Raw genomic sequence first — 25,778 nt, 5'->3', positions numbered from 1 at the left:
GCCGCGCGACCGATGGCCGGCGGCTTGCGGCGCCGGCGTGAACGATACGGGCGATCGTACCAACTTCATGCGCGATCGAACATCGCCGCGTGCGGGCGCGGGAAGACGCTGCCGGCTGACCGGGTGATTCCGTGCGTCGCGCGTGCGGTGCGGCCCGCGCCCCCGGTGATCGTCGACGGCGGCAACGCACTTACCTCGCGCGACAGCCGCCCCAGGGCAACCGGCCTGCAACGGGATCGAATCGATGCGACACTGGCCGCCGAGCGGCGCGACAACGACGCGATCGTCGGCCAGACGGACGTTCCGGCCGAGCCGCGCCGCCGCCCGACATCGAGCCGCGCCGCTTCGGCTTCATCGCGCACAAATGGAAGAAGCGGCTGTCCACGACGCTCGGGCGCCATGCGCAGGCACGGGGCGCGCTCGGCCCGACCGACGCATGGATCCGGGCGCAGTGGACATGTGTGCAACACGGCGTCGCCGTCGAAGGCGTCGCGCATGAAACGGGCAATACGGGCCGCGCCGGCCGGCGTGGACGCATCAAGGAGAGGTTTCAATGTTTTCGTGGTTTGAACGGCGCCTGCCGACTTTCCCGCTCGACGATCCCGCCACGCCGCCGCGGGGTTTCTTCTCGTTCGTCTGGGCGTGCACGAAGGGCGCGCGCGGCTGGATCCTGCTGATCGCGCTGACGTCGGCCGCGCTGGCCGCGTACGAAGCCGCGCTGTTCGCGATGATGGGCCGCGTGGTCGACTGGCTCGCGTCCGCATCGCCTGCCGATTTCGGCGGCCGGCACTTCGGCACGCTCGCCGGGTTCGCGGCGATCCTCGCCGGCAGTGCGCTGCTGATCGCGCTGCATACGATGGTCAAGCACCAGGTGCTCGCGATCAACTTCCCGATGCGGCTGCGCTGGCTGTTTCACCGGCTGATGCTCGACCAGAGCCTGTCGTTCTACGCGAACGAGTTCGCGGGCCGCGTGACCACCAAGATCATGCAAACCGCGCTCGCGGTACGCGATGCGCTGTTCATGTCGGTCGACGTCGTGATCGGCGTCGCCGCGTACCTGATCGGCATCCTCGCGCTCGCGGCGAGCTTCGACTGGCGGCTGATGATCCCGCTCGCGCTGTGGGCGCTCGGCTACGGCCTGGCATGCGCGTATTTCGTGCCGCGCCTCGGCGCCGTCGGCAGCCGCCAGGCCGATGCGCGCGCGCTGATGACGGGCCGCATCACCGACGCGTATTCGAACATCACGACCGTGAAGCTGTTCTCGCACACGCGGCGCGAAGCCGACCACGCGCGCCGCGCGATGGAAGCGTTCAAGGCGACCGGCGACGCGCAGATGCGGCTCGTCAGCGCGTTCGAGGTCGTCAATCACCTGCTGTCGACGCTGCTGCTGGTGGGCTCGACCGGCCTCGCGCTGTCTCTGTGGATGCACGGCGAGGCAAGCGCGGGCGTCGTCGCGGCGGTGATCGCGATGGCGCTGCGCCTGTCGAGCTATTCGCACTGGATCATGTGGGAGATGACCGAGCTGTTCGAGAACGTCGGCACGATCCAGGACGGCATCAACACGCTGACGAAGGTGCACAGCGTGGTCGACGCGCCCGATGCGAAGCCGCTCGCGGTGCGGCGCGGCGAGATCGTGTTCGACAACGTGCAGTTCGCGCACGAGGACAACGACCGCGCCGTATTCGACGGGTTGAACCTGACGATCCGGCCCGGCGAGCGGATCGGCCTGATCGGCCGCTCGGGCGCCGGCAAGTCGACGCTCGTGAACCTGCTGCTGCGCTTCTACGACGTGGGCGGCGGCACGATCCGGATCGACGGGCAGGACATCGCGCACGTGACGCAGGACAGCCTGCGCGGCGCGATCGGGATGGTCACGCAGGATACGTCGCTGCTGCACCGGACGATGCGCGAAAACCTGCTGTACGGGCGCCCCGACGCGACCGAGCGCGAGATGCGCGACGCGGCCGCGCGCGCGGAAGCGTCCGAGTTCATCGACCGGCTGCGCGACCGCCACGGCCGCAGCGGCTACGACGTCGAGGTCGGCGAGCGCGGCGTGAAGCTGTCGGGCGGCCAGCGGCAGCGCGTCGCGATCGCGCGCGTGATGCTCAAGGACGCGCCGATCCTCGTGCTCGACGAGGCAACCAGCGCGCTCGATTCCGAGGTCGAAGTCGCGATCCAGCGCAGCCTCGACGGCCTGATGAGCGGCAAGACGGTGATCGCGATCGCACACCGGCTGTCGACGATCGCGGCGATGGACCGGCTGATCGTGCTCGACGAAGGGCGCATCGTCGAGGAAGGCACCCATCAGCAGTTGCTGCAGGCGGGCGGCATCTATGCGGCGCTGTGGGCGCACCAGAGCGGCGGGTTCCTCGGTGAAACGGCGGACGCGGAAGGCGCGGAGCAGTAAACGGTACCGCCGTGGCAACATGGCGGCGCGGCGATCGGCGGCGAACCCGGCCGCGGTCGCTTTCCCGCCGGCCGGACGCCATCGCCCGGCGTCCTGTCGCACGATGCAGATCCAAGGAGCCGTCATGACCACGCGACCGGATATCGCCACTGCACTCGACGCGCCCGATTCGGTGCTCGAGGAAGCCGAGCAGCGATTCGTGAACCAGATTCGCCAGCACGGATGGTTCCGCACGGAAGTGTTCGCGGAAGGGGACAATCCAGGGTTCTCGTTCACGACCGGACTGTGGGTGAACCACGGTTTTCCGGAAATCATCGTGTTCTCGCTGCCGGCGCGCATCGTCCACGACGTGCTGTGGGACGTCTACCGGATGGTCGCGGCCGGCACGCCGCCGCCGGTCGGCGAAGTCACCGCGTCCGTCTATGCCAACGCGAACGCGCTCCTCATGCCGGTCGAGAAGACCCACTATGAAGCCCATCTCGGCTGGAATCGCTGGTTCTACGGCAACGACGACTTCCCGTGCGTCCAGCTGCTGTGGCCGGACCGCAACGGGATCTTTCCGTGGCAGCCGGAAGCGGACGACGCGTTGAATGCGGCGCAGCCGCGGCTGTACGTATCGGGCGACGGTCGACCGTGATCCCCGCGCCGGATCGCGCGGCACGCGACGCTCGGCGTCGACTCGCGCCGGCAGCGGATGACGCTCGTGCCGGGAAACGCGTCGCGGCGGCACGACGCATAGCGCCCCTGCGCACCAGCCGCCATCTGGTTGCGCGCGCATCCATCCCCGCACCGCCTCATAACGATCCGACTATTTATTGGTTCCCTCGACGATGCGCTGTCCGTATCGTTCACCGACTCGTCAGACCCATCGACCAACGGGGGAATCCAACAATGAAACAGATCCGTTCATTCGCACTGCTCGCGCTGCCGGCCGCGCTCCACGCAGCCGGCGCTCACGCGCAAAGCAGCGTCACGCTGTACGGTATCGCCGATGCGGGCATCGCCTACGTGCACAACGCGCAAAACGCGAACGGCGGCAACGCGTCGAGCCTCGTCAAATTCAGCAGCGGCAACCTGTCGGGTAGCCGCTGGGGGCTGCGCGGCACCGAGGATCTCGGCGGCGGCCTGGCCGCGCTGTTCCAGCTCGAAAACGGCTTCAACATCGGCACGGGTGCGCTCGGCCAGGGCTCGCGCGAATTCGGCCGCAAGGCCGTCGTCGGCCTCGCGAGCAGCACGTACGGTACCGTCACGCTCGGCCGCCAGTACGATCCGGTCGTCGATCTCGTGCAGGGCCTCACGCAGGACAACTACTTCGGCGGCGTGTTCGCGACGCCGGGCGACCTCGACAACTACGACAACAGCCTGCGCGTCAGCAACTCGGTGAAGTATACGAGCCCGCTGATCTCGGGCTTCCAGTTCGAAGGCCTGTACGGTTTCGGCGGCGTCGCGGGCGCCACCGGCAGCGGCCGCACGTACAGCTTCGGCGCAAGCTACGCGAACGGCCCGCTGTCACTCGGCGCCGGCTTCTTCTACGCGAACGGCGGCTCCACCGTCGCGAACGGCGTGCGCACGTGGTCGAGCAGCTCGGACACGCTGTTCAACACCGTGATCAACCAGGGCTTCTCGAGCGCGAAGTCGATCCAGATCGTACGCGTGGCCGGCCAGTACGTCGCCGGGCCCGCCACCTTCGGCCTTGCGTATTCGAATACGCAGTACGGCGCCGACACGCTGTCGGCGTTCAGCCAGAACGCGAAGTTCAACAACGGCTCGGCGTTCTTCAACTGGCAGTTCTCGCCGGCGTTGCGCGCGGGCGTCGGCTACAACTACACGTCGCTGACGGGGCCGAGTTCCGCGCACTACAACCAGGTCAACCTCGGCGCGGACTACGCGCTGTCGAAACGCACCGACCTGTATGCGCTGTTCGGCTACCAGAAGGCGAGCGGCAACACGCTCAACGCGAACGGCGCGGTCGTGAAGGCCGCCGCGTCGGTCGGCTCGTACGGCGTGAACTCCGGCACCGATACGCAGGAGCTCGCGATCGTCGGGATTCGCCACAAGTTCTGATCGCGCCGCCGCGCGGCGGCAACGACGATAGCCGAAGGCGCGCACCGCGGTGCGCGCCTTCGGCGTTTACACTGTCGCGATCCCGTTCCGCACGACACAAGGAGGCCGGCATGCTGACCGTATGGGGGCGCCGCAATGCATTCAACGTCCAGAAGGTGATGTGGCTCGTCGACGAGCTCGCGCTCGCGCATCGGCACATACCGGCCGGCGGCCAGTTCGGCGTGCTCGACACACCCGCTTTTCTCGCGATGAACCCGCACGGGCGCGTGCCCGTGATCGACGACGGTGGCACGGTCGTCTGGGAATCGCACTGCATCCTGCGCTACCTCGCCGCGCGTTACGGACGCCCCGGATTCTGGCGCGACGACCCGGCCGAACAGTCACGCGCCGACCGCTGGATGGACTGGTCGCAATCCACGCTGCAGCCGACGTTCCTGAACTGCGTGTTCCGGGGCTACTTCCGGACGCCGCCCGAGCAGCGCGACACCACGCGCATCGAGCAGAGCATCGCGGCGTGCGCGCAGCACTTCCAGACGCTCGATGCGGCGCTGGCCGGGCAACCGTTTCTCGCGGGCAACGCGCTTACGCTCGCCGACATTGCGGCCGGCACGCACCTGTATCGCTACTTCGAACTCGACATCGCACGGCCGGACCTCCCGCACGTACAAGCCTGGTACGAACGGCTGAAGGCGCGGCCCGCCTATCGCACGCACGTGATGATTCCATTCGACGACTTGCGCGGGCGGCTCGATTAGCAGATGCGCTGGCCGCGGATCTGCGCGGAAACACCGCCTGACGTCGGCGCATTCCACCGAATCCGCTCACGCCGCCGAACGGATGCATGCCGTCGAATCCGTGGCCGGCGGTGCCAGGAAACGCGCCATGGCGAAAGCCGCCGCCGATCGGTACGCCGAAGCGGCAATGCTCCATCCGGTTGAAGCGGGCGACGCGATCGAAGTGGTGGAAATGGTGCAAATGATCGACACGGGCAACCGCGACTATCGTTGCCGCGGCTGGCGTCCGGCATGGCGCGTGGCGAGGCGGTAAACGACTGCTCCGGTGATCCCGAATACCAGATGGGCCACGAGCGTGATCGCGCCACGAACCGGGATGAACCACGGGAAGATCGCGGTGAAGGCGTACAGGTTGACGCCGTACAGGATGAGGCCGAACGCGCCGCCTGCGAATAGCGCGGCCGCAAGCGACAGGTTGCGCATCACCTTCGCCAGCACGGCCGCGTAGGCCAGCGACAACACCAGGTGCACGAGGGTCGCGACCGCCATGACCCGTGGATCGAAGCCGGCCGATGCACCGAGCACGCCGCGCCCCATCACGATCGCCGCCGTGAGGCGTGCGTCGCGCAACAGGTTCGCGATGGCGTCGTCGCCAACGATCGGCCAGAGCAGCAGCTCGACGACCGTCGAACCGAACGCTGCACCGAACGCTGCCCAGAGCACCGGGACGAAACCGGCTCGTTTCAATTGACGCTCCCGTCGCAACCGGCCGATGCCTCGAAGCGGCCTGCGCGCCGCCGGCTACGGCGCCGGTCGCGCAGCGTGTGCCCGCGATACCGAACCGGGCCACCACGCAAAATTACGACGCCCCTTCGCAATCCGTCCAGTACGCGAAAGGATCGCGATGATTCGGATAGTTCTCGTCCAGCCATTTCACCAACGTCGCCCGCGCGTTGTCCATGTCGGCTTTCAGCGACGAGGTGGTCAATTCGTGCACTTCGATGGCTTTTTCGCGATCGATCACGAAGCAGTTCCAGTCGGGGCCGTCGAGATCCGGATCGTCGGACGCCTTCGATGACTTGCCCCAGCCCAGCCCCTTGCGTGCGTCGATGTAATAGCGCGGATGCACTTTCAGATACGACATCTCGCCGCCCTGCAGGCTGCTCTCCGCGCGCAGCACGTCGTGCCCGTCGAGGATCTGCGTGACTTCCGGAAGCCGGCGCGCTCGCCATCCGGCGGGCAGCGTCGCGATGGCCTTGACGCTGTCGTACATCCCCCACTCCAGCCCCCAGGCTTCGGCCATGCGCTTCATGAATGCGTTCGCATTCGGATAGCCGCGCAACTGGATCCGGGTCGACAGCGTGACTTCGATCCCGCCGCGGCCGCCCGTGCCAGTGGATGCCTCGTTTGCGTTCGCTTCGAACGGATTGCCCGGACGCGACGCGCGCGTCGCATCCGCGGGCGCCATGCCCGAAAACAGCTGGTCGAGCGCGGCACGCGCTTTCGACGACTTGTCTGGCTTGTTCATTGTTGACCTCGCTTGCATCCGCACGGATGCATGTATTTTCGAATTTCGTTCATCGCTCCACCTCATCGTTATTCGCGGTCGCATTGTCGTCGATCCGGCGGCCCGAGCCTAGTGCCCCATATCGCACAACGCTTTCTTCGCCCCCGCCGGCGCACCGTGGCAGGTCTCGCGGCGGCAGGCCGGCTAACCTTCTGCCCCCACCGCCGCTCGCATCCGCTCCATCAACGCCAGCACCTCAGGCCGATTTTCCCCCTTCGCGTGCACGAAGTAATACCTGAGCACCGAATCGACCTCGTGCCGGCTCACGCGCACGAGGCCGCTGCGCTTGAGATAGGCGTCGGCGAGCGGTACACGCGCCAGCGCCACGCCGAGTCCGGCCTCGGCCGCGGCGAGCACGAGGTTGTAATCCTCGAAACGGCGATCCTGCGCGCGCGGCTTGAACGGCACGCCCAATGCATCGAACCACGTGCGCCAGCCGGTCACATCGGAATCGTGCAGCAACGGCAGGTCGAGCAACGCGGCATCGCCGCGCCGGCGGCGCGCCTTGGCCAGTTGTGCGGCGAGCCGCGGATGCGCGACCGGATAGAGCCGCTCCGGCATGAACGCGCGGGTCTCGAGCTGACGCCAGTTGCCGCGCCCGTACCGGACCGACAAGTCCGCTTCGCCGCCGGCGATATCCACGTTGCGAAGATCGATGCCGAGTTCGATCCGCAATGCGGGCGCCTCGCTCTCGAGCGCATGCTGGCGCTCGAACAGCCAGAGCTGCGCGAAGGCCGGCACCACGCTCATCCTGACCAGTCGCGGCGTACGCGGCGAGCGCCACTGATCGGCCGCGCTGTCGATGATCGCGAACGCCTGTTCGATCCGGCCGACGAAGCGCTGGCCGTCCGGCGTCAGGCGCACGCCGCGCGCATGACGTTCGAACAACTTCAGCCCGAGCCAGTTTTCGACAGCGGCCACCCGCCGACTGATCGCGCCGTGCGTCACGCCGGAAACATCGGCCGCCGCCAGGAACGAACCCTCGCGCGCGACCGTGCACACCGTCTCCAGGCTCGCGAGCGGCGGCCGCGAACCCGGCGCTGGCGCCGCGGCGGGCGACGCTGCCGGCGCGCGCTTCGCGCGGGTTGAAGCGCTGGCCGTCCGCCGGCTCGAGCTGTGAATCATGGTCATATCTGCGTGCTGATCTGTGCGCTAGCTTAGCATCTTGCCACATCGCATCATTGCCGCATGAACACACTCTCCACACCGTCGTCGCGCCCTGCGCGACAGCCGCTGATCGCGGCCGGCGCGGTCGCCTTCACGATCGTTTCGTGGGCGTCCGCTTTCCCGTTCATCCGGATCGGCCTGCATGGCCTGACTCCGCTGCAGCTCGCGGCGGCGCGCTTCGCCACCGCGGCCGTGCTGATCGTCGCGTGGCTGATCGCGCGGCGGCCACGCGTGCCGACACGGAGCGACGCACTGCGCTTCCTGCTGTGCGGCTTGCTCGGCATCGCGCTCTACAACGCGCTGCTCAATACCGGCGAACAGACCGTCTCGGCCGGCGCGGCGAGCTTCATCGTGAACACGCTGCCGATCTTCACGGCGCTGCTGGCCGCCGTGTTTCTCGGCGAGCGCTTCAATCGCTGGGGCTGGCTCGGCTCGCTGGTCAGCCTCGCCGGCATCGCGGTGATCGCGCGCGGGCAACCGGGCGGCCTCGTGCTCGGCGCCGGCAGCACGCTGATTCTCGGCGCGGCCCTGTGTTCGGCCAGCTATTTCGTGCTGCAGCGGCGGCTGATTCCGGTATACGGCGCGCTGGCCTGCACCGCGTACACGCTGCTGGCCGGCGCGCTGCTGCTCGCACCGTGGCTGCCGGGCGCACTCGCGGCGCTGGGCAGCGGGTCGCGCGACACGACGCTGGCCGTGCTGACGCTCGGCATCTTCCCAGCCGCGCTGGGTTACGCGACGTGGACGTTCGCACTCGGCTACTTCGGCGCGGCGCGCGCCGCCAACTTCCTCTATCTGACGCCTGCGGTCGCGACGCTCCTGTCGATGGCACTGACAGGCGAGCGGCCCGGCATCGAGACGGTGTGCGGCGGCCTGCTGGCGATTGCCGGCGTGATCTTCGTGGCGTTGCGCGGACGTTCGTAGGCTCGACGCCGCATCGGGCCGGCCCGATCGCCCCGGCGATCCGCAAGCGGGCCGGCCAGGACGAACTCCGGTATCTGCGAAGCCGAACGCGTCGCGTGGGCGGTCGATCGGCGCCAGTTCGCCGACGCCACCGAGCTTGACCGTTAGTTGCATCAAAGCGCACGTCGATGCCGAGGAAGCATGGCCCCGCAACCGGATGCGCAATCGAAATCGCCCAAACTGTGCAGACAAATCGACCGAACAGTTCCGGATTGACCGCACATCAGTGTCCATGGCTTCGTCCCGGCCACCGGCCGAATAATGGATGCGGCCGTAAGGCCGTCGACAGTGAATCGCAGGCTGTAGCCTGCCGCGATGCACGATTTCCGGCATCCGGCGCCTTCGAATGCCGGACGCCGGCCGTGCTGCACCCGCCCCGCAACGCGATTCGCTGCAGCGCGCAAAATCGGCTTCATATATATTCACACGAATTGCACCGTATCCGGCCCCGATTTGCCCGCTCACCCGGGCGGCGCGTCGAGCGGCCGGACGCGATGCAAGTGAAGCCCATGATGGCTATGGAGACTCGTCCGATCGCCCCGACCTCGCCGTCGGCCGGTCGAGACGTCAATAGAAAGACATTCAAATCGGAGAAGGCAGATGGAACGAAGCACTGTCGGCATGCGCTGCAAACCCCTGGTCACCGTCGCACTGGCTGCCGCCGCGTTCGCGGCCGCGTCGACCGCGATGGCCGACCAGGTCGTGAAGATCGGCAGCGTCGAACCGACGACGGGCGGCATCTCGCACCTCGGCAAGGACAACGAGAACGGCGCGCGCCTCGCGGTCGAGGAAATCAATGCGAAGGGGCTCACGATCGGCGGCAAGAAGATCACGCTGCAACTCGATGCGCAGGATGACGCGGCCGACCCGCGCCAGGCCACGCAGGTCGCGCAGAAGCTGGTCGACGACAAGGTCGTCGCCGTCATCGGCCACCTGAACTCGGGCACGTCGATCCCGGCGTCGAAGATCTACAGCGACGCGGGCATCGTGCAGATCTCGCCGTCGGCCACGAACCCGACCTACACGCAGCAAGGCTTCAAGACGACCTACCGCGTCGTCGCGACCGACGCGCAGCAAGGCCCGGCGCTCGCGAGCTACGCGCAGTCGAAGGGCGTGAAGAGCGTGGCGGTGATCGACGATTCGACCGCGTACGGCCAGGGCCTCGCGAACGAGTTCGAGAAGAAGGCGAAAGCGCTCGGCCTGAAGGTCCTGTCGCACGACGCGACCAACGACAAGGCGGTCGACTTCCGCGCGATTCTGACGAAGGTCAAGGGCGAGAACCCGGACGCGATCATGTACGGCGGCATGGACGCCACCGGCGGCCCGCTCGCGAAGCAGGCGAAGCAGCTCGGCCTGCGCGCGAAGATCCTGTCCGGCGACGGCGTGTGCACCGACTCGCTCGCCGAACTGGCCGGCCCGGCGGCCGACAACGTGCTGTGCTCGCAGGCCGGCGCTGCGCTCGAGAAGATGCCGGGCGGCGCGGCCTTCCTCGCGAAGTACCAGAAGCGCTTCAACCAGGGCGTCAAGTTCGATGCGCCGTTCGCGTATGACGCGGTCTACATCGCGGTCGACGCGATGAAGCGCGCGAACTCGACCGATCCGGCGAAGATCCTCGCGGCGATGCCGGCGACGAAGTACGAAGGCGTGATCGGCACGACGACGTTCGATGCGAAGGGCGATCTGACGCACGGGATCATCTCGATCTACGGCTACAAGAGCGGCAAGAAGACCTTCCTCGACCAGGTGAAGATGTAACCCGCCGCCGCGCCGGCACGACGGGAACGCCACCCGTCGTCGTCGGCGCCGGCGCCGCGCGGGCCGATTTCTGATTCACGGAGACAAAGCATCATGTGTGCAATGGCGTATGCGGAATTCCAACAGGAGTTGAAGAAGGCACAGCTGACGGCGCGCGAGTTCGCCCGCCTGATCCGGATGAACGAAAGCTCGATCACGAACTACTCGAGCAAGGGCACGGTCCCGTCCCACCTCGCGGTCATCGCGACACTGATCGGCACGATGGCGGCGCACGAGATCGATTTCCGACGCGTGATCCGGCAGATGCGGATCGATCCGAAACGGCCGCGCGGCGGCGGCGCGTTTCCCGCGGCAGACAAGCCGCACTCCGGAAAGACGGCCAAAGCCGACGCCTGAGCACAGGCGTGCGTCGACAGCGGCACGGCGCCTACCGCTCGACGCTGAAACGAACGTCATCTCGCGGGCAACGCGAAACGCCACGCCCGATCGTCACCCCGCCGCCCGTACGTGATCGAGCAGCGCCTGCAACGGATGGCGCACCTGCTTCGACGACATCCGCTTCACCTGGCTGCGGCATGAATACCCGGTCGCCAGCGCCTCGCCTTCGTCCTCCGGCCCGTCCACGTGCGCCGCCCACGACTGCGAATAGATCGTCTTCGACGTCGCGAGATTGCGCGCCTCGTGCCCGTAGGTGCCCGACATCCCGCAGCACCCGGCCGCCTGGACCTGCAAACGCAGCCCGCGTCGCGCGAACACCTGCGCCCATTGCTTGCCGCTGTCGGGCGCATGGGTCTTCTCGGTGCAGTGCGGCAGCAACCGGTACGCCGTGGGCACGCCGCCGGCGCCCGCTCCCGTACCGTCTTCCGGCAGTGCCTGCAGCAGCCATTCCTGCGGCAGCGCGACCTTCGGCACATCGGTGAGCCCGGTCACCTTCAGGTATTCCTGCCGATACGTGAGCGTCATCGCCGGATCGAGGCCGACCAGCGCGACGCCCGAGCGCGCCAGCGCGGCCAGCTGCGTCGCATTGCGGATCGCCGCGCGCTCAAAGGCGCGCAGAAAGCCCTGCACGTGCAGCGCCTTGCCGTTCGGCGCGAGCGGCGCGAGCCACACCTGAAAGCCCATGCGCGCCGCCAGCTCGATCAGCGTCGCCAGTTGCTCGGTATCGAAATAGCGCGTGAACGTGTCCTGCACGATGACGACGCTGCGTGCGCGCTGCGCGTCGCTCAGCGCGGCGAGCGCCTGCGGGTCGGCCGGCTTCACGCGCCATCGACGGATCACGGCCGCGAGATCGAAACGGCTCAGCAGCGGGCTGTCGACCATGCCGACGTGCCGCTCAAGCACCGTGCGCACCCATCCCGCCCGCATCAGCCCGTTGTACAGCGCGGGCACCCGCGCCATCCACGGCATCGTGAATTCGAGCGAACCGATCAGGTAGTCGCGCAGCGGCCGCAGGTAGCGCTGGTGATACAGCTCGAGAAAGCGCGAGCGAAACTCCGGCACGTTCACCTTCACCGGGCACTGCCCCGCGCACGACTTGCACGCGAGGCACCCGGCCATCGCGTCGTACACCTCGTGCGAGAAATCGGCTTCGCCGTTGCGCGCCGCGCGGCTGTTGCGCCAGCGCGCGGCAAGGCCGCTCAGGAACGGCTGCCGCGCACGCGCCGCCGCGACGACGTCGACGCCGGCCTGCCCTTGCAGACGCAACCATTCGCGCATCAGCGACGCACGCCCCTTCGGCGATTGCACGCGTTCGCGCGTCGCCTTCCACGACGGGCACATCGCATCGTCCGGGTCGAAGTTGTAGCACGCGCCGTTGCCGTTGCAGTGCATCGCGGTGCCGTAGCGCTGCCACACACGTTCGTCGATCTGCCGGTCGTGGTCGCCGCGCGTCGGCACTTCGTCGATCTTCAGCAGCCGCATCGTGGGGTCCGGCGGCGTCGCGATCTTGCCCGGGTTGAACTGGTTGTGTGGATCGAACGCGGCCTTCAGTTGCTGCAGCGACGGATACAGCTCGCCGAAAAACGCCGGCGCATATTCGGAGCGCACGCCCTTGCCGTGCTCGCCCCACAACAGGCCGCCATGGCGCTGCGTGAGCGCCGCCACCGCATCCGACACGGGCCGCACCAGCGCCGCCTGCTTCGGGTCCTTCATGTCGAGCGCCGGCCGCACGTGCAGCACGCCCGCGTCGACGTGCCCGAACATCCCGTATTGCAGCCCGTGGCCGTCGAGCAGTGCGCGGAATTCGGCGATATACGCGGGAAGGTTCTCCGGCGGCACCGCGGTGTCCTCGACGAACGGCTGCGGGCGCGCCTCGCCCTGCACGTTGCCGAGCAGGCCGACCGCGCGCTTGCGCATCGCATACACGCGCTTCACCGCGTCGTCGCCGGCCGCGAGCGTGTGGCTCAGGCGCTCGACGCTCGTATCGGTGCGCAGATGGTCGACGAACGCGCGCACGCGCGCATCGACGTCATCCGCGTCGTCGCCGCTGAATTCGATCAGGTTGATGCCGAGCGTCGGCCGGGCGTCGTCCTGCGGGAAATACTCGGCCACGCTGCTCCACACGAAGTCCTTCATCGCCAGCAGCAGCACCTTCGAGTCGACCGTCTCGATCGACAGCGGCTGGTGCGCGAGCAGCGCGCGCGCGTCGCGTAGCGCATCCATGAAGCCCGCATAGCGCACGTTGACCAGCACCGAATACTTCGGGATCGGCAGCACGTTGAGCTTCGCCTCGACGACGAAGCCGAGCGAGCCTTCGGCGCCGCACAGCACGCTGTTCAGGTTGAAGCGGCCATCGGGTTCGCGCAGGTGCGCGAGGTCATAGCCGGTCAGGCAGCGATTGAGCTTCGGAAACTTCGCTTCGATCAGCGCCGCCTTGTCGTCGCTGATGCGCCGCGCGGTGCGGTAGACCTTGCCGATGCGGTCCTGCCGCGCGCAGCGGCGCTCCAGCTCGTCGTCCGCGAGCGCGTCGCTGTGCAACTGTTCGCCGCCCATCAGCACGAAATCGAGCTCGAGCACGTGGTCGCGCGTCTTGCCGTACGTGCAGCTGCCCTGCCCGCTCGCGTCGGTGTTGATCATCCCGCCGACGGTCGCGCGGTTCGACGTCGACAGTTCCGGCGCGAAAAACAGCCCGTGCGGCTTCAGCGCCGCATTGAGCTGATCCTTGACGACGCCGGCCTGCACGCGCACCCAGCGCTGCTCGACGTCGATTTCGAGGATCCGGTTCATGTTGCGCGACAGGTCGACGACCACGCCGTCGGTCAGCGATTGCCCGTTGGTGCCCGTACCGCCGCCGCGCGCGGCCACCGCGACGTCGCGATGCGCGGGCTCCGCGAGCAGCCGCGCCAGCAGCCGGACGTCGTCCGCATGCGCGGGGCAGACCACCGCTTGCGGCAGGCGCTGGTAGATCGAGTTGTCGGTGGCCTGCACCGTCCGGTTCGCGTGGTCCGCGCGGATTTCCCCGGCGAATCCGGCGGCCTGCAGCGCGGCGAGAAAGTCACGGTATGCCTGCGCGGGCGGGCTGGCGGGACGGGGCAACGAGACGATCGACATGGGGCAGAAGCGGCAGTGTGGGTGGAACCGGCCGGCTCGCGCGGCCGAAACATGATTTTTTAGCAAGTTTCCACGCGACCGGGAATTCCAGTATCTTTGGATACCTCGCGAGAAACAAACGAATTCTGCTCCGGCGAATATTGCATAAAACTCATGAATTACCGTCGCCTCACCCCGTCGATGTCGCTGCTGCTCGTGTTCGAGGCCGCCGCGCGGCATGAAAGCTATACGCGCGCGGCCGAGGAGCTGTCGCTGAGCCAGAGCGCGATCAGCCGGCAGGTTCAGACCCTCGAGGATCAACTCGGCGTGCCGCTGTTCCGGCGCGAGGGCCGCTCGGTCAAGCTGACCGAAGTGGGGCGCCGCTACTTCACCGAGCTGAGCGGTGCACTCGGGCGCATCCGCGGCGCGACGCTGCAGGCGATGTCGCACCAGGCAGGCGCCGGCACGCTGCGGCTCGCGACGCTGCCCACATTCGGCTCGAAATGGCTGCTACCGCACCTGCACGATTTCTACGCCGCGCATCCGGGCGTGACCGTGCACCTTCATTCGCGGATCGGCGGCGTCGATTTTCTCAACGACGACCTCGATGCAGCCATTACCGTCGGCGCGGGCGACTGGCCGGGCCTGCGCGCGCACCGGCTGTACAACGAATTCCTGATCGCGATCGCGCCGCCGGACGCGGGCAGCGCAAGCCGCCGCAAGGCCGGCGCACGCCCGCCGGCATGGGCCGCGAAGCAGACGCTGCTCGGCGTGACGAGCAACCAGCAGGCGTGGGCGGAATGGTTTTCGCACTATCGGCTCGACCATCGGCAGATGCGCATCGGCCCGAGCTTCGAGCTCACGTCGCACCTGATCCAGGCGGTGCGGGCCGGGATGGGGATCGGGCTGGTGCCGAAGGTGCTGGTGGAAGACGAGCTGAGCCGCAACGAGCTCGTGTCGATCGGCGACGCGATCACCAGCCAGCGCAGCTACTACCTCGTCTACCCGCCGGGGAACGAGACGCTGCCGTCGCTCGCCGCATTCCGCGAATGGCTGCTGAAGTCGTGCTGAAGCGCGACCGCCGGCGGGCCGCTCAGGTGCGCCATTCGCCGAGAATCTGCTCAGCCAGGTAGTCGCACGGCGGGCGCGCGGACTGCGCGCTGCGCGCGAGCACGACCTCGAGTTCGCCGAGCGACGGCAGCCCGTGGCTTTCCGACAGCTGCACGAGATGATCGGGAATGCAGCAGCGCGCGAGCGGCGCGACCGCCAGCCCGGCCTCCACCATGCTGAGCAGGCCAAGGTGGCTCGGGCTTTCGTACGACATCCGGTACGGGATCTTCCGCCGGTTCAGCGCCTTGACCGCCTGATCGCGCGCCATGCTGCCGCCGTGCGTGAAGAAGGCCACCGGCAGCGGCCGCTCCTCCCACACGTTGCGCTTCGGCGACCCGACCCAGACGAGCGGTTCGAGCCGGATCAGCTCGCCGGTCACGCCCTTGATCCGCGTGAGGCATGCGAGATCGACCGTGTTGTCCTTCAGCATCGGCACGAGCGCGCTGCTCGGCTGGCCGATCACGCGCACTTCCACGCGCGGATGCATCGCGGCGAACTTGCCGAGCACCTGCGGCAGCAGCGACGAAATGTAGTCGTCGGGCACGCCGATCGTCACGCGGCCGCGGATCTCCGGGCGCACGACCGACGCCCATGCCTCGTCGCGCATCGCCAGCATCCGGCGGCCGTATTCGGCGAGCGTCGTGCCGTCGTCGGTCGGCGTCACGTTGCGCGTGTCGCGGATGAAGAGCGGCTTGCCGAGCGCGTCTTCCAGCGCCTTGATCTGCATGCTCACCGCCGACGGCGACCGGTGCACGGCCTGCGCGCCCTGCGCGAACGATCCGGATTCGGCGACGGCCACCACCATCGCGAGCACATCGAGGTCGAGCTTTTTCATCGGATTCAGAAAAACTGATTAATCGATTCAGTTTATCCCGTTTTACTGTTCTCCTCCACGGCCGGACAATGCATCCCGTCAGCCCTCACTCGTTGCAGGAATCATCAGACATGCATACGTCCGGATCGCTCTGCGGATTTCTCGTCATCGGCGGCATGCTCGCGGTCACGCCCGGGCCGAACATGGTCTACGTGATGTCGCGCTCGATCGCGCAAGGTCGCACGGCGGGGCTCATTTCGCTCGGCGGCGTGATGATCGGCTACCTGTTCTACATGTTCGGCGCGGCGTTCGGCATCACGACGCTGTTCATGCGCGTGCCCTACGCGGGCAGCGGGCTGGCCGTGGTCGGTGCCGCATACCTGCTGTATCTCGCATGGCAGGCCGTCAGGCCCGGCGGCCGCTCGCCGTTCGAGGTGCAGGCGTTGCCCAGCGAGCGGCCGCTCCGGTTGCTCGCGATGGGTGCGACAACCAGCGTGCTGAACCCGAAGCTCGCGATGCTGTTCATCTCGTTGCTGCCGCAGTTCATCGACTACCGGAACGGCAGCGTGCTCGGTCAATCGCTGTTTCTCGGCGCGCTGCTGATCACCGCATTCGCTTGCGCGAACGGGCTGGTGGCGATCGGTTCGAGCCGCATCGCGAAATTCCTGCACGGACGCCCGACGCTGCTGCTCGCGCAGCGCTGGGCGATGGGGCTCATTCTCGGCGGGCTCGGCGTGCAGATGCTGGTCGATGCGTCGAAGATGGCCGGGGTGGCGTAACGGCCGCGAGCGAGCCGCTGAAGCGGAATCGGCCGGCCGTCACGCAAGAACGCCTGCGTCGGCGCGGCTCGGTCACTTCGTCAGCAACTCAGCCTCGAGCTCGCGCAAGCGCTCCGGAAACCGGACGCGCAGCGCCAGAAACCACCCGAGCCCGATCGCCAGCAGCACGACGAACACATCAGGCAGCCACGCATGGACGCCCGCCGGCCTGCGCATTACGCAGCAACCGCTTGCCGCTGCGCCTCGAGTTCGCGCACGAGCGGAAGCACGCGCTTGCCGAAGTACTCGACTTCCTCGATGAAATGCAGGAACCCCGCGAGCACGAGATCGACACCGATCGCCTTCAGGGCGACGATGCGCTCGGCGATCTGCCGCGGCGTGCCGATCAGGTTCGTGCGGAAGCCGTCGTTGTACTGCACGAGATCCTCGAACGTCGACTTCGCCCAGTTGCCTTCGCCCTCCGGCGACGCGCTGCCGGCCTGCTTGACCGCATCGCCGAACGCATGCACGGCCTCGACGTGCGCGTGCCGGATGATGTCGTCGAGCACGGCCTTCGCCTCTTCCTCGGTATCGCGCGCGATCACGAACGCGTTGACGCCGATGCGCACGCGATGGTTGTTCGCCGCCGCCTTCGCGCGGATGTCGTCGATCTGCGCCTTCAGGTTCTCCGGCGTATTGCCGTTCGTGAAGTACCAGTCCGACACGCTCGCCGCGTTGTCGCGCGCCGCCCGCGAGCTGCCGCCCTGGAAGATCTCCGGATGCGGCTTCTGCACCGGCTTCGGGCTCAGCGTGTAGTCGTTGAAGCGGTAGAAGTCGCCCTTGAACGTGAAGTTGTCCTGCGTCCAGATGCCCTTCAGCGCCTGGATGAATTCCTTCGAGCGCCGATAGCGTTCGTCATGCTCGAGCCACGGCTCGCCGATCGCGGTGAATTCACCCTTGAACCAGCCGCTCACGACGTTGATCGCGATGCGGCCGTTCGAGATGTGGTCGATCGTCGCGAGCTGCTTCGCGACCACGGCCGGATGCCACGGCCCCGGCAGGATCGCGGCGAGCACCTTGAGCTTCGTCGTCGCATGCAGCAGCGCCTGGCTGAACGACACCGACTCGTGCTGGTATTCGGCGCCGTAGCCGGCCGTGAAGCGGATCTGGCTCAGCGCATACTCGAAGCCGGCCGCTTCGGCCGTGCGCGCGAGCTGCTGGTTGTATTCGAGGCTCCAGTCGGTGCGCTGCTCGATCGTGCTGACGACGAGGCCGCCGCTGACGTTCGGCACCCAGTAGGCGAACTTGACGCCGTCGGCGGAAGGATCGGTATGGCTCATGAGTGTGTCCTGGTCGGGGGAGAAAATGCAGGCCGCCTACGCGGCCGCGACGGAAAGCGCATGCGGGCGCAGTTGCGGCACCGCGCGATCGACGGCGAGCGCGATACGCGCGCGCAGCGCCGGGCTCGCGATCTGGTACTGGTCGAAATCGCTTTCGGACGCATACACGCCGATCGGCAGCGTGCGGGCCTGGAAGAAGCTGAACAGCGGACGGAGTTGATGGTCGATCACGAGCGCATGACGCTCGCTGCCGCCGGTGGCCGCAAGCAGCACGGGCACGTCGATCAGCGCTTCGTGATGCACGAGGTCGAACAGGTGCTTGAAGAGCCCCGTATACGACGCGCGATACACGGGGCTCGCGACGACGAGCGCATCGGCCGTCTCGATCGCGCGGATCTGCGCATCGAGGTCGGCCGGTACCTGCGCGCGCGTCAGCGCGCCGGCCAGCCGGGCGCCGATCTCGCCGAGTTCGATCAGCCGTGTTTCGATCGGCAGCGCGGCGCCGAGCGCCGCGACGATCGCGTCGGTCAGCGCCAGCGTGCGGGACGGCCGTTGCAGCCCGCCCGATATCGCGACCACGTTGATTGCATGGCTCATCGGTTGCTTTCCCATTGTCGAGTCGGGTGCCGACGCACCCGTCGCGTCATGGATCAGCAAGGAGCGTGCCATTTCAACGATCGCGACGACGAACAATCGTCTGCATGACGAAATGCATCGCGATCGACGGCCCGTCATGGCCTCCCCGACGAACGCCGCACATTGATAAGCGTGCCAGCCGCGGCATCACAACCATATTCCGCAGCGCGATGAACTCGGGGAAACAACGCTGCTGATACGCTGCTGCGTGATCAGCAGCGCTGTGTCCGGCACGCGTATTTTTCTGCTTCGACACGGATTCCGTCAGGCACGGCGCGTCCCGTCCTTGCCGTAGCGCCGACATGCGTGCCGCATCGTCACCTTGGGCACCGCCGATCGCCGCGCCGCGCGACCTTGCCGTGAAAGACTGCGTCCAGCGCAGCAATCCCGCATTGGTTATCAGAAATCGATGTTTCCCGCGTTGCGCAAAACGTTGAACACTCTGCTGATCACGCAGCACCCGGTCAGCAACGCCCGCCGCGGCCCGACCGTTTTCGTGCGGCAACTCGACGCATTCATCGCCATGACATCCATTTCCGTATCGCCCCGCGCGGAAGGCCTGCGCGTCGTCGCGCCGCCCCGCGGCGAACCGGCGCCCGCTGACGCCCTGCAAACTGCCGAGCGCCTGGCGGCCGGCTTTGCGAGCACGGCGGCCGAACGCGACCGGCAGGGCGGCACGCCGAAGGCCGAGCGCGACCAGTTGCGCGACAGCGGCCTGCTCGCGCTGAGCATCCCGGCCGCCTATGGCGGCCTCGGCGCGAGCTGGCGCACGACGCTCGACGTCGTCCGCGTACTCGCGGCGGCGGACAGTTCGCTCGCGCACGTGTTCGGTTTCCACCACCTGATGCTCGCGACCGTGCGCTTGTTCGGCGCGCCCGCGCAGTGGGAATCGTGGTTCGAACGCACCGCGCGCCAGCAATGGTTCTGGGGCAACGCGCTGAATCCGCTCGACGAGCGCACGCTCAGCCGCTCGCGCGGCGCATGGCATGAATTCAGCGGCCAGAAGAGTTTCTGCTCGGGGGCGCTCGATTCGCAGATGCTGATCGCGTCCGCGCACGATGCCGACACGCGTGCGTTCCTGGTCGCCGCCGTGCCGACGCAGCGCAGCGGCATCTCGATCGCGGACGACTGGAACAACATCGGCCAGCGCCAGACCGACAGCGGCACGGTCACGTTCGAGCAAGTACGCGTCGAGGATCACGAACTGCTGACGGACCCCGGCCCGCTGTCGACGCCGTTCGCGTGCCTGCGCCCGCTCGTCGCGCAGCTCGTGCTGACGAACGTGTATCTCGGCATCGCCGAAGCCGCGTTCAACGACGCGCGGCACTACACGCTGCACGAGGCGCGGCCGTGGCCCGGCGCGCAGGTCGCGAGCACCGGCGACGATCCGTACATCCTCGGCCAGTACGGCGAATTCTGGGTCGGGCTCGAAGCCGCACGCGTGCTCGCCGATCGCGCGGCGGACCAGCTCGACGCCGCATGGTCGCGCGATGCGGCGCTCACGCATGCGGAGCGCGGCCAGGTTGCGCTCGCCACAGCCGCGGCCAAGGTGTCGGCCGCGCGCACCGGGCTCGATCTCTGCACGCGGATGTTCGACGTCGCCGGCGCGCGCGCAACGCACGGCGCGCTGCGGCTCGACCGGCACTGGCGCAACCTGCGCACCCACACGCTCCACGACCCGCTCGCGTACAAGATTCGCGAGATCGGCGAATGGGCGCTCAAGCGAACCCCTCCGACGCCGGGCTTCTACTCGTGAACCACTCCCCTTCCGATACGTGGCCCGACGCCGCGCCCGTCCTCACGCTGCCCGATCGGCCCGCGCTTGCGACGTCCATTCGTGCCCGCGCGCAGGTGTTCGTCGATCCGCGCTCGGTCGCGCTGCTCGAACGGATTCGCCTGGTCGCGCCGAGCGATGCGAACGTGCTGATCGTCGGCGAGACCGGCACCGGCAAGGAACTGATCGCGCGCCACGTACACGGCCTCAGCCGCCGCAATGGCGGGCCGTTCATCGCGGTGAACTGCGGCGCCTTCTCCGAAACACTCGTCGAGAGCGAACTGTTCGGCCACGAGAAAGGCGCGTTTACCGGCGCGTTCAGCGCGAAGCCCGGCTGGTTCGAAGCCGCGAACGGCGGCACGCTGTTTCTCGACGAGATCGGCGACCTGCCGCTGTCGATGCAGGTCAAGCTCCTGCGCGTGCTGCAGGAGCGCGAGGTCGTGCGGCTCGGTTCGCGCACGGGCGTGCCGATCGACGTGCGCGTGGTCGCCGCGACCAACGTGGATCTGCAGCAGGCCGTCGCGAACGGACAGTTTCGCGGCGACCTGTTCTACCGGCTCAACGTCGTGCAGCTCGCGGTGCCGACGTTGCGCGAGCGCCCGGGCGACATCCTGCCGCTCGCGCGCCACTTCTTCGACGACTACCGGAGCCGCCTCGGCTACGGGCCGCGCAGCATCGATCCGCGCGCGGAGCGCCGGCTCGAGGCACATGGCTGGCCCGGCAATATCCGCGAGCTCGAGAACGTGATCCATCACGCGCTGCTCGTGAGTCGCCACGACGCGCTGCAGGAGGCCGACCTGCACATCACGCCGCCGGGCGTACCGACTCCCGCCGCGCGCACGCCGGAGCAGGAACCCGGCCCGGCCGCCGGTGCACAGGCCGCGCTCGAACGCGCGCTGCGCGACCTGTTCGACGAGGATCACGGCAACCTGTTCGAACGCATCGAGGACACCGTGATGCGCGTCGCGTTCGAATTCAGCCACCGCAACCAGATTCAGGCCGCACGGCTGCTCGGCATCAGCCGCAACGTGCTGCGCGCGCGGCTGATTCGCGCGAAGGAAATTGCGGCGGTGAAGTAGCCGCGTATGGGAGCGCGCCGCTGCGTTGCTCCGGCGCGATCGCACCGCGATCCTTACAGCAACGTCCGAACCTGATGTATCGTGGCGCGAAGCATGCGCCTCGTCTGCCTCCCGCATCCGGTCGTCCGTTACGCGACCGCCCGCACCCGGCGACAGCGCGCCCGCACGATCCTGCGCAACACGAAAAGCCGTCCGGCGCCCGTGCGGGCCCGGCCGTGCCGTTCTCACCCGTCCGGAATCCCTCGCCATGAAAAAGCTTGTCAACCGCCCGTCCGATGTCGTGAGAGAAATGCTCGAAGGCATCGCGCGGCAGTCGCCGCATGTCGCGATCCTCGGCGACGAGCACGTGCTCGTCCGCCAGCCGCTGCCCGAGCCGGCGCTACGCCCCGTCGCCATACTCTCCGGCGGCGGCAGCGGCCACGAGCCCGCACACGGCGGCTATGTCGGCGAAGGGATGTTGAGCGCGGCCGTCTGCGGCGAAGTGTTCACGTCGCCGTCCACCGACGCCGTGCTCGCCGCGATCCGCGCGAGCGCCGGCCCCAACGGCGCGCTGCTGATCGTGAAGAATTACACGGGCGACCGGCTCAATTTCGGGCTCGCCGCCGAGCTCGCGCGCGCCGAAGGCATTCCGGTCGAGACCGTCATCGTCGCCGACGACGTGTCGCTGCGCGGCCGCGTCGAGCGCGGCCAGCGGCGTGGCATCGCCGGCACCGTGCTGATCCACAAGCTCGCCGGCGCGGCCGCCGCGCGCGGGCTGCCGCTCGCCCGCGTCGCGGCCATCGCGCGCGACGCGGCGGCCGAACTCGGCACGATGGGCGTCGCACTCGACGGCTGCACGATCCCGGGCGCCGACAAGTCGGGCTTCAGCCTCGGCGATCACGAGATCGAACTCGGTCTCGGCATTCATGGCGAGAAAGGCGTCGAACGCCGCGCGCCGCTGCCGGTCGATGCGCTGGTCGACACGCTGCTGTCGAGCATCGTCGCCGATCTCGTGCTCGACCGCGGCGAACGCGTTGCGCTGTTCGTCAACGGCCTCGGCGCGACGCCGGACATGGAACTCGCGATCGTGCTGCGCGCCGCGCACGACAACCTGCACCGGCGCGGCATCGTCGTCGCGCGCGCGTGGGCCGGCACGTTCCTGTCGGCGCTGAACATGCCCGGCTGCTCGATCTCGGTGCTGCGGCTGAACGACGAGCGCGCGGTGCTGCTCGACGCGCCGACGCAAGCGCGCGCATGGCCGGGCGGCGGCGCGGTGAACACGCGGATCCGCGTGGCCGCGGCCGCTGCGCCGAAAGCGCCGTTGCCGCCGCTCGACGCGAACGGCCGCGCGTGGGCGGCGCGCCTGCGACCGGCGCTGCACGCGGTCGCGCAGACGCTGACCGATCACGAGCAGACGCTGACGGATCTCGATGCGGCGGCCGGCGACGGCGATCTCGGCGCGAGCATGCTGCGCGCCGCGCAGGCGATCCTCGCACTGCCGGAAACCGCGTACGGCACGCCGGCCGGCGCACTTGCGGCGCTCGGCGCCGCGTTGCGCCGCGCGATCGCCGGCAGCTCGGGGCCGTTCTATGCGACGGCGCTGCTGCGCGCGTCGCGCCGGCTGGCCGATATCGCCGAGCCGTCGGCACGCGACTGGGCGGCGGCGTTCCGCGGCGCGGTGGATGCGATCAGCGAACTGGGCGGCGCGCACGCCGGCGACCGCACGATGCTCGATGCGCTGGTACCGGCCGTCGCGGCATTCGAGCGTGCGCTCGACAACGATCGCGATCCCGCCGGCGCATGGGCGGCCGCGGTCGAAGCCGCCGAGCGCGGCGCGCAGGAAACCGCACGCATGACGCCGCGCGCCGGGCGCGCGAGCTATCTCGGCGAACGTGCGATCGGCACGCCGGACGGCGGCGCGGTAGCGGTGTCGTATTGGCTGCGTGCGTTGCAGGCACACATCGGGTGAAGGTTGAAGGCGCGCCATCGGCATCGCGCCTTCCATGCATCGGCACGCAAGACGCCCTTTCGCGTCAGGCGCCGATGCAGCGGATCGTTGCGATGCCGCGCGGCTTCACCGCCGTCGACATCCGCATCGAGCGTCCGCCATCCATCAGCGCGCCTTCGTCCGCCCGGGCAACAACGTCGCGCCGACCGACGCCGCGCCGAAACTCGCAAGCCAGCACCAGTAGCCGATCGCGTCGAGATGCACGGGTTCGACGTCCCCCGCTTCGTTGACGGCGATCTGGCGCTGCGACAGGAAGCTCATCCCGAACAGCAAGGCCAGTACGGCCAGCACGACCGCCTGCGCGCGGTAGCGCTTCACCGTCAGCAGCCAGGCGGCAAACACAAGCGGATTCGCGAGCCACGCATAGATGCCGCCGAGCACGCCCATCCAGCCCGTCAGCAGCACCTGCCAGCCGTCGGCCCACGGATGCGGGTCGGGCGCACCGGTGCGGAACGGCGCGGTGAACATGGCGACCAGATAGAGCGCCACGCTGATCGCCAGCAGCGCGGTGGCAGCGCGCCCCATCGGCGGCCGAACGGGCGCAGGGGCGGAGATCGATGGTTTCATCGGCGGCAGGGCGTCCGATGCGGGTCGTTCAGACGCCTTCGACCAGCACGGCGCGATAGCGCGCGCCCTTGAACCGGTGCTGGGCAACGGCCTGGTATTCGGGGCCGTGATACCACGCGTGCGCGGCTTCCTTCGACGGGAACTCGACGATCACGACGCCTTCCGGGCCTTCGCCCTCGAGCGTTTCCTGCGGCCCGTAGGCGGCGAGCACCTTTACCGGATGCCCGGCGAGCGTCGCACCGACCTTGTTCTGGTAGAGGTCGAATTCGTGCGGGTCCTGCATGCTTTCACGTGTAAACACAATATAGGTGGCCAAGATACGTGCTCCTGATGCGATGCGTGGAAGGGGGAAGGGCCGGCCGCGCGCCGCGCCGTTCGGCGGGACGTCATGCGACCTGCTCGCAGCTTACCGGGAATTGCCGACGAACGCCGGGGCCCGCCCGAGTGGCCGCCCGGGCAGTTGCGGCGTGCGGTACCGGTCACCCGCGTGCGGATCTCGCCGCATCGCGGATGAACGGCACGGCGCCCGTTACACCAGGGTCGCGGTGGCCTGCATCGTCAGCCAGCCGTCGCGATCCTTCGCCCACAGCTCGATCGTCTTGCCGTCCTCCGACGGCTTGCCGCATAGCGTGAACGGCTCCCCGTCGAACGTCGGGCGCACCGCACGAAACGCGAAGCTCGCGAGCGTCGCGTCGGGCCGTTCGCGGTGCACGAGATCGACGAGCAGCGTCGCGATCAGCGGGCCGTGCACGACGAGCCCCGGATAGCCTTCCTCCTGCGTCGCGTAGCCGCGGTCGTAGTGGATGCGGTGACCGTTGAAGGTCAGCGCCGAATAGCGGAACAGCATCACCGCGTCGGCCGTGACCGTGCGCGACCACGTCTCGCCTGCCGGCGCCGCGACCGGCTTCGGCGCCGGCGAGCCCGGTTGCAGCGCATCGCGATAGACGATGTCGTGCTCTTCCTCGACGCACAACGCGCCGTCGCACTCGATCCGGTGCTGCACCGTCACGAATACGAGCCGGCCGCTGCGGCCCGTCTTGTCCTCGATGTTCTCGATCGTCGATTCGCGCGTCGCGCGCCGCCCCGTGCGCAGCGGCGCGTGGAACGCCAGGCGGCCGCCGGCCCACATCCGGTGCGGCAACGGCACGGGCGGCAGGAAGCCGCCGCGCTTCGGGTGGCCATCGGGGCCGACTTCGGCCAGCGGCGCGACGGGCAGGAAATAGAGCCAGTGCCACAGCGGCGGCACGACGTCGCCGGGCGACGGGCGGTCGAGCGTGGCGGCCAGCGCGTTCAGCGGGAACGCGGCGATGTCGTCGCCGAGCGTTTCGGTCTTGCCAAGCCACGCGTCGAGCGACGCCCGGGCGGGGGGCTGCGAGGATGAGGTGGACACGCGCGGATTCTCCGGGAGGCTTGCAACGGTCTCAATATGCACGCCGCGCGCCGTTTCGCGAAGCCGGATTTCCAGAACCCCGGCTTCGAACCGGCCCGACCTGCCGCGCGGCCCTGCCGGACGACTTTCGTCTGACCATTC

At 68.4% G+C, this 25,778-nt stretch carries 26 protein-coding genes; 13 read left to right on the top strand and 13 right to left on the bottom strand.

Translation table 11 applies throughout. The features are described from left to right. Positions 1-65 precede the first annotated feature (65 nt). Positions 66-554 (bottom strand): hypothetical protein, encoded by a 489-nt coding sequence (locus tag HWX36_RS30145; protein WP_208457830.1) that lies wholly within the window; start codon positions 552-554, stop codon positions 66-68. Here HWX36_RS30145 and HWX36_RS30140 point away from each other — a divergent pair. From HWX36_RS30140 to HWX36_RS30120, 5 genes are all read left to right on the top strand, one after another. Then, positions 554-2,407, top strand: coding sequence for an ABC transporter ATP-binding protein (locus HWX36_RS30140; protein ID WP_175957413.1), 1,854 nt, complete (start codon positions 554-556; stop codon positions 2,405-2,407). The genes HWX36_RS30145 and HWX36_RS30140 overlap by 1 nt on opposite strands. Before the next feature lie 124 nt (positions 2,408-2,531). Next, positions 2,532-3,044 carry a DUF4262 domain-containing protein gene (locus HWX36_RS30135; protein ID WP_175957411.1) on the top strand — a complete coding sequence of 171 codons (513 nt, stop codon included), beginning with the start codon at positions 2,532-2,534 and terminating at the stop codon, positions 3,042-3,044. Between the two features lie 254 nt (positions 3,045-3,298). Further along, the gene (locus HWX36_RS30130; RefSeq protein ID WP_175957409.1) at positions 3,299-4,471 is read left to right on the top strand and encodes a porin; all 1,173 of its coding nucleotides are present in this window, start codon (positions 3,299-3,301) and stop codon (positions 4,469-4,471) included. 110 nt (positions 4,472-4,581) lie between these two features. Next, positions 4,582-5,226, top strand: a complete 645-nt coding sequence (locus HWX36_RS30125) for a glutathione S-transferase (protein ID WP_175957407.1) — start codon at positions 4,582-4,584, stop codon at positions 5,224-5,226. Positions 5,227-5,353: 127 nt separating this feature from the next. After that, positions 5,354-5,518 (top strand): hypothetical protein, encoded by a 165-nt coding sequence (locus tag HWX36_RS30120; protein WP_175957405.1) that lies wholly within the window; start codon positions 5,354-5,356, stop codon positions 5,516-5,518. On the opposite strand, the gene HWX36_RS30115 is transcribed toward HWX36_RS30120, so the two are convergent. The 3 genes from HWX36_RS30115 to HWX36_RS30105 form a co-directional block, all read right to left on the bottom strand. Next, a complete protein-coding gene (locus tag HWX36_RS30115) occupies positions 5,470-5,952 on the bottom strand; it encodes a sodium:proline symporter (protein ID WP_175957403.1) in 483 nt (160 codons plus the stop codon). The two genes, HWX36_RS30120 and HWX36_RS30115, sit on opposite strands and share 49 nt — an antisense overlap. A gap of 112 nt (positions 5,953-6,064) precedes the next feature. Continuing rightward, positions 6,065-6,733 carry a nitroreductase gene (locus HWX36_RS30110; RefSeq protein ID WP_175957401.1) on the bottom strand — a complete coding sequence of 223 codons (669 nt, stop codon included), beginning with the start codon at positions 6,731-6,733 and terminating at the stop codon, positions 6,065-6,067. A gap of 183 nt (positions 6,734-6,916) precedes the next feature. After that, on the bottom strand, positions 6,917-7,903 hold the full coding sequence (locus tag HWX36_RS30105) for a LysR substrate-binding domain-containing protein (protein ID WP_175957399.1): 987 nt from the start codon (positions 7,901-7,903) through the stop codon (positions 6,917-6,919). A 57-nt stretch (positions 7,904-7,960) separates the two neighbouring features. Here HWX36_RS30105 and HWX36_RS30100 point away from each other — a divergent pair, with 57 nt between their 5' ends. The 3 genes from HWX36_RS30100 (at position 7,961) to HWX36_RS30090 (ending at position 11,050) form a co-directional block, all read left to right on the top strand. Beyond that, positions 7,961-8,860: a DMT family transporter gene (locus HWX36_RS30100; RefSeq protein WP_175957397.1), complete on the top strand. Its 900-nt coding sequence runs from the start codon at positions 7,961-7,963 to the stop codon at positions 8,858-8,860. 639 nt (positions 8,861-9,499) lie between these two features. Next, complete coding sequence (locus HWX36_RS30095) at positions 9,500-10,654, top strand: branched-chain amino acid ABC transporter substrate-binding protein (RefSeq protein WP_175957396.1); 1,155 nt, start codon at positions 9,500-9,502, stop codon at positions 10,652-10,654. A 93-nt stretch (positions 10,655-10,747) separates the two neighbouring features. Further along, complete coding sequence (locus HWX36_RS30090; protein ID WP_175957394.1) at positions 10,748-11,050, top strand: XRE family transcriptional regulator; 303 nt, start codon at positions 10,748-10,750, stop codon at positions 11,048-11,050. Between the two features lie 93 nt (positions 11,051-11,143). Here HWX36_RS30090 and HWX36_RS30085 read toward each other — a convergent pair whose 3' ends face one another. Further along, entirely contained in the window at positions 11,144-14,203 is a 3,060-nt protein-coding gene (locus tag HWX36_RS30085; RefSeq protein ID WP_175957392.1) for an FAD-binding and (Fe-S)-binding domain-containing protein, read from the bottom strand. Between the two features lie 153 nt (positions 14,204-14,356). Here HWX36_RS30085 and HWX36_RS30080 point away from each other — a divergent pair, with 153 nt between their 5' ends. Further along, positions 14,357-15,253 carry a LysR substrate-binding domain-containing protein gene (locus HWX36_RS30080; RefSeq protein WP_175957391.1) on the top strand — a complete coding sequence of 299 codons (897 nt, stop codon included), beginning with the start codon at positions 14,357-14,359 and terminating at the stop codon, positions 15,251-15,253. A gap of 22 nt (positions 15,254-15,275) precedes the next feature. Here the strand turns inward: HWX36_RS30080 and HWX36_RS30075 are convergent, their stop codons facing one another. After that, the gene (locus tag HWX36_RS30075) at positions 15,276-16,127 is read right to left on the bottom strand and encodes a LysR substrate-binding domain-containing protein (protein ID WP_175957390.1); all 852 of its coding nucleotides are present in this window, start codon (positions 16,125-16,127) and stop codon (positions 15,276-15,278) included. A gap of 110 nt (positions 16,128-16,237) precedes the next feature. Here HWX36_RS30075 and HWX36_RS30070 point away from each other — a divergent pair, with 110 nt between their 5' ends. Next, positions 16,238-16,885, top strand: a complete 648-nt coding sequence (locus tag HWX36_RS30070) for a LysE family translocator (RefSeq protein ID WP_175957389.1) — start codon at positions 16,238-16,240, stop codon at positions 16,883-16,885. A 72-nt stretch (positions 16,886-16,957) separates the two neighbouring features. Here the strand turns inward: HWX36_RS30070 and HWX36_RS30065 are convergent, their stop codons facing one another. From HWX36_RS30065 to HWX36_RS30050, 4 genes are all read right to left on the bottom strand, one after another. After that, on the bottom strand, positions 16,958-17,101 hold the full coding sequence (locus HWX36_RS30065) for a hypothetical protein (RefSeq protein WP_175957388.1): 144 nt from the start codon (positions 17,099-17,101) through the stop codon (positions 16,958-16,960). After that, complete coding sequence (sfnG, locus tag HWX36_RS30060) at positions 17,101-18,204, bottom strand: dimethylsulfone monooxygenase SfnG (protein WP_175957387.1); 1,104 nt, start codon at positions 18,202-18,204, stop codon at positions 17,101-17,103. Before sfnG ends, HWX36_RS30065 begins: the two co-directional genes overlap by 1 nt. A 36-nt stretch (positions 18,205-18,240) precedes the next feature. Further along, the gene (gene msuE, locus HWX36_RS30055; RefSeq protein WP_175957386.1) at positions 18,241-18,801 is read right to left on the bottom strand and encodes an FMN reductase; all 561 of its coding nucleotides are present in this window, start codon (positions 18,799-18,801) and stop codon (positions 18,241-18,243) included. Between the two features lie 73 nt (positions 18,802-18,874). Next, complete coding sequence (locus HWX36_RS30050; RefSeq protein ID WP_175957385.1) at positions 18,875-19,345, bottom strand: hypothetical protein; 471 nt, start codon at positions 19,343-19,345, stop codon at positions 18,875-18,877. Between the two features lie 18 nt (positions 19,346-19,363). Between HWX36_RS30050 and HWX36_RS30045 the strand changes: the two genes are divergently transcribed. The 3 genes from HWX36_RS30045 to HWX36_RS30035 all read left to right on the top strand — a co-directional run bounded on the left by HWX36_RS30045 (position 19,364) and on the right by HWX36_RS30035 (position 23,641). Further along, positions 19,364-20,596, top strand: coding sequence for an acyl-CoA dehydrogenase family protein (locus tag HWX36_RS30045; protein ID WP_244136566.1), 1,233 nt, complete (start codon positions 19,364-19,366; stop codon positions 20,594-20,596). Further along, positions 20,593-21,693: a sigma-54 dependent transcriptional regulator gene (locus HWX36_RS30040; protein ID WP_175957384.1), complete on the top strand. Its 1,101-nt coding sequence runs from the start codon at positions 20,593-20,595 to the stop codon at positions 21,691-21,693. The genes HWX36_RS30045 and HWX36_RS30040 overlap by 4 nt, the downstream gene beginning before the upstream one ends. Before the next feature lie 247 nt (positions 21,694-21,940). Further along, complete coding sequence (locus HWX36_RS30035) at positions 21,941-23,641, top strand: dihydroxyacetone kinase family protein (protein WP_175957382.1); 1,701 nt, start codon at positions 21,941-21,943, stop codon at positions 23,639-23,641. A gap of 144 nt (positions 23,642-23,785) precedes the next feature. Here HWX36_RS30035 and HWX36_RS30030 read toward each other — a convergent pair whose 3' ends face one another. From HWX36_RS30030 to HWX36_RS30020, 3 genes are all read right to left on the bottom strand, one after another. Further along, positions 23,786-24,247 (bottom strand): hypothetical protein, encoded by a 462-nt coding sequence (locus HWX36_RS30030; protein WP_175957380.1) that lies wholly within the window; start codon positions 24,245-24,247, stop codon positions 23,786-23,788. 28 nt (positions 24,248-24,275) lie between these two features. Next, positions 24,276-24,563, bottom strand: a complete 288-nt coding sequence (locus HWX36_RS30025; protein ID WP_175957378.1) for a DUF1330 domain-containing protein — start codon at positions 24,561-24,563, stop codon at positions 24,276-24,278. A gap of 213 nt (positions 24,564-24,776) precedes the next feature. Further along, complete coding sequence (locus tag HWX36_RS30020; protein WP_175957376.1) at positions 24,777-25,637, bottom strand: MaoC family dehydratase N-terminal domain-containing protein; 861 nt, start codon at positions 25,635-25,637, stop codon at positions 24,777-24,779. Positions 25,638-25,778: the final 141 nt, after the last annotated feature.

This window comes from Burkholderia sp. BCC0405 (genome assembly GCF_902833075.1).
GTDB lineage: Bacteria > Pseudomonadota > Gammaproteobacteria > Burkholderiales > Burkholderiaceae > Burkholderia.
This window is presented reverse-complemented; position numbering and strand designations above follow the sequence as displayed.

Coding starts and splice junctions, on each gene's coding strand:
- HWX36_RS30140 (WP_175957413.1), top strand. CDS start 554: ATGTTTTCGTGGTTTGAACGGCGCCTGCCGACTTTCCCGCTCGACGAT.
- HWX36_RS30135 (WP_175957411.1), top strand. CDS start 2,532: ATGACCACGCGACCGGATATCGCCACTGCACTCGACGCGCCCGATTCG.
- HWX36_RS30130 (WP_175957409.1), top strand. CDS start 3,299: ATGAAACAGATCCGTTCATTCGCACTGCTCGCGCTGCCGGCCGCGCTC.
- HWX36_RS30125 (WP_175957407.1), top strand. CDS start 4,582: ATGCTGACCGTATGGGGGCGCCGCAATGCATTCAACGTCCAGAAGGTG.
- HWX36_RS30120 (WP_175957405.1), top strand. CDS start 5,354: ATGGCGAAAGCCGCCGCCGATCGGTACGCCGAAGCGGCAATGCTCCAT.
- HWX36_RS30110 (WP_175957401.1), bottom strand. CDS start 6,733: ATGAACAAGCCAGACAAGTCGTCGAAAGCGCGTGCCGCGCTCGACCAG.
- HWX36_RS30105 (WP_175957399.1), bottom strand. CDS start 7,903: ATGACCATGATTCACAGCTCGAGCCGGCGGACGGCCAGCGCTTCAACC.
- HWX36_RS30100 (WP_175957397.1), top strand. CDS start 7,961: ATGAACACACTCTCCACACCGTCGTCGCGCCCTGCGCGACAGCCGCTG.
- HWX36_RS30095 (WP_175957396.1), top strand. CDS start 9,500: ATGGAACGAAGCACTGTCGGCATGCGCTGCAAACCCCTGGTCACCGTC.
- HWX36_RS30090 (WP_175957394.1), top strand. CDS start 10,748: ATGTGTGCAATGGCGTATGCGGAATTCCAACAGGAGTTGAAGAAGGCA.
- HWX36_RS30085 (WP_175957392.1), bottom strand. CDS start 14,203: ATGTCGATCGTCTCGTTGCCCCGTCCCGCCAGCCCGCCCGCGCAGGCA.
- HWX36_RS30080 (WP_175957391.1), top strand. CDS start 14,357: ATGAATTACCGTCGCCTCACCCCGTCGATGTCGCTGCTGCTCGTGTTC.
- HWX36_RS30075 (WP_175957390.1), bottom strand. CDS start 16,127: ATGAAAAAGCTCGACCTCGATGTGCTCGCGATGGTGGTGGCCGTCGCC.
- HWX36_RS30070 (WP_175957389.1), top strand. CDS start 16,238: ATGCATACGTCCGGATCGCTCTGCGGATTTCTCGTCATCGGCGGCATG.
- HWX36_RS30065 (WP_175957388.1), bottom strand. CDS start 17,101: ATGCGCAGGCCGGCGGGCGTCCATGCGTGGCTGCCTGATGTGTTCGTC.
- sfnG (WP_175957387.1), bottom strand. CDS start 18,204: ATGAGCCATACCGATCCTTCCGCCGACGGCGTCAAGTTCGCCTACTGG.
- msuE (WP_175957386.1), bottom strand. CDS start 18,801: ATGAGCCATGCAATCAACGTGGTCGCGATATCGGGCGGGCTGCAACGG.
- HWX36_RS30045 (WP_244136566.1), top strand. CDS start 19,364: ATGACATCCATTTCCGTATCGCCCCGCGCGGAAGGCCTGCGCGTCGTC.
- HWX36_RS30035 (WP_175957382.1), top strand. CDS start 21,941: ATGAAAAAGCTTGTCAACCGCCCGTCCGATGTCGTGAGAGAAATGCTC.
- HWX36_RS30030 (WP_175957380.1), bottom strand. CDS start 24,247: ATGAAACCATCGATCTCCGCCCCTGCGCCCGTTCGGCCGCCGATGGGG.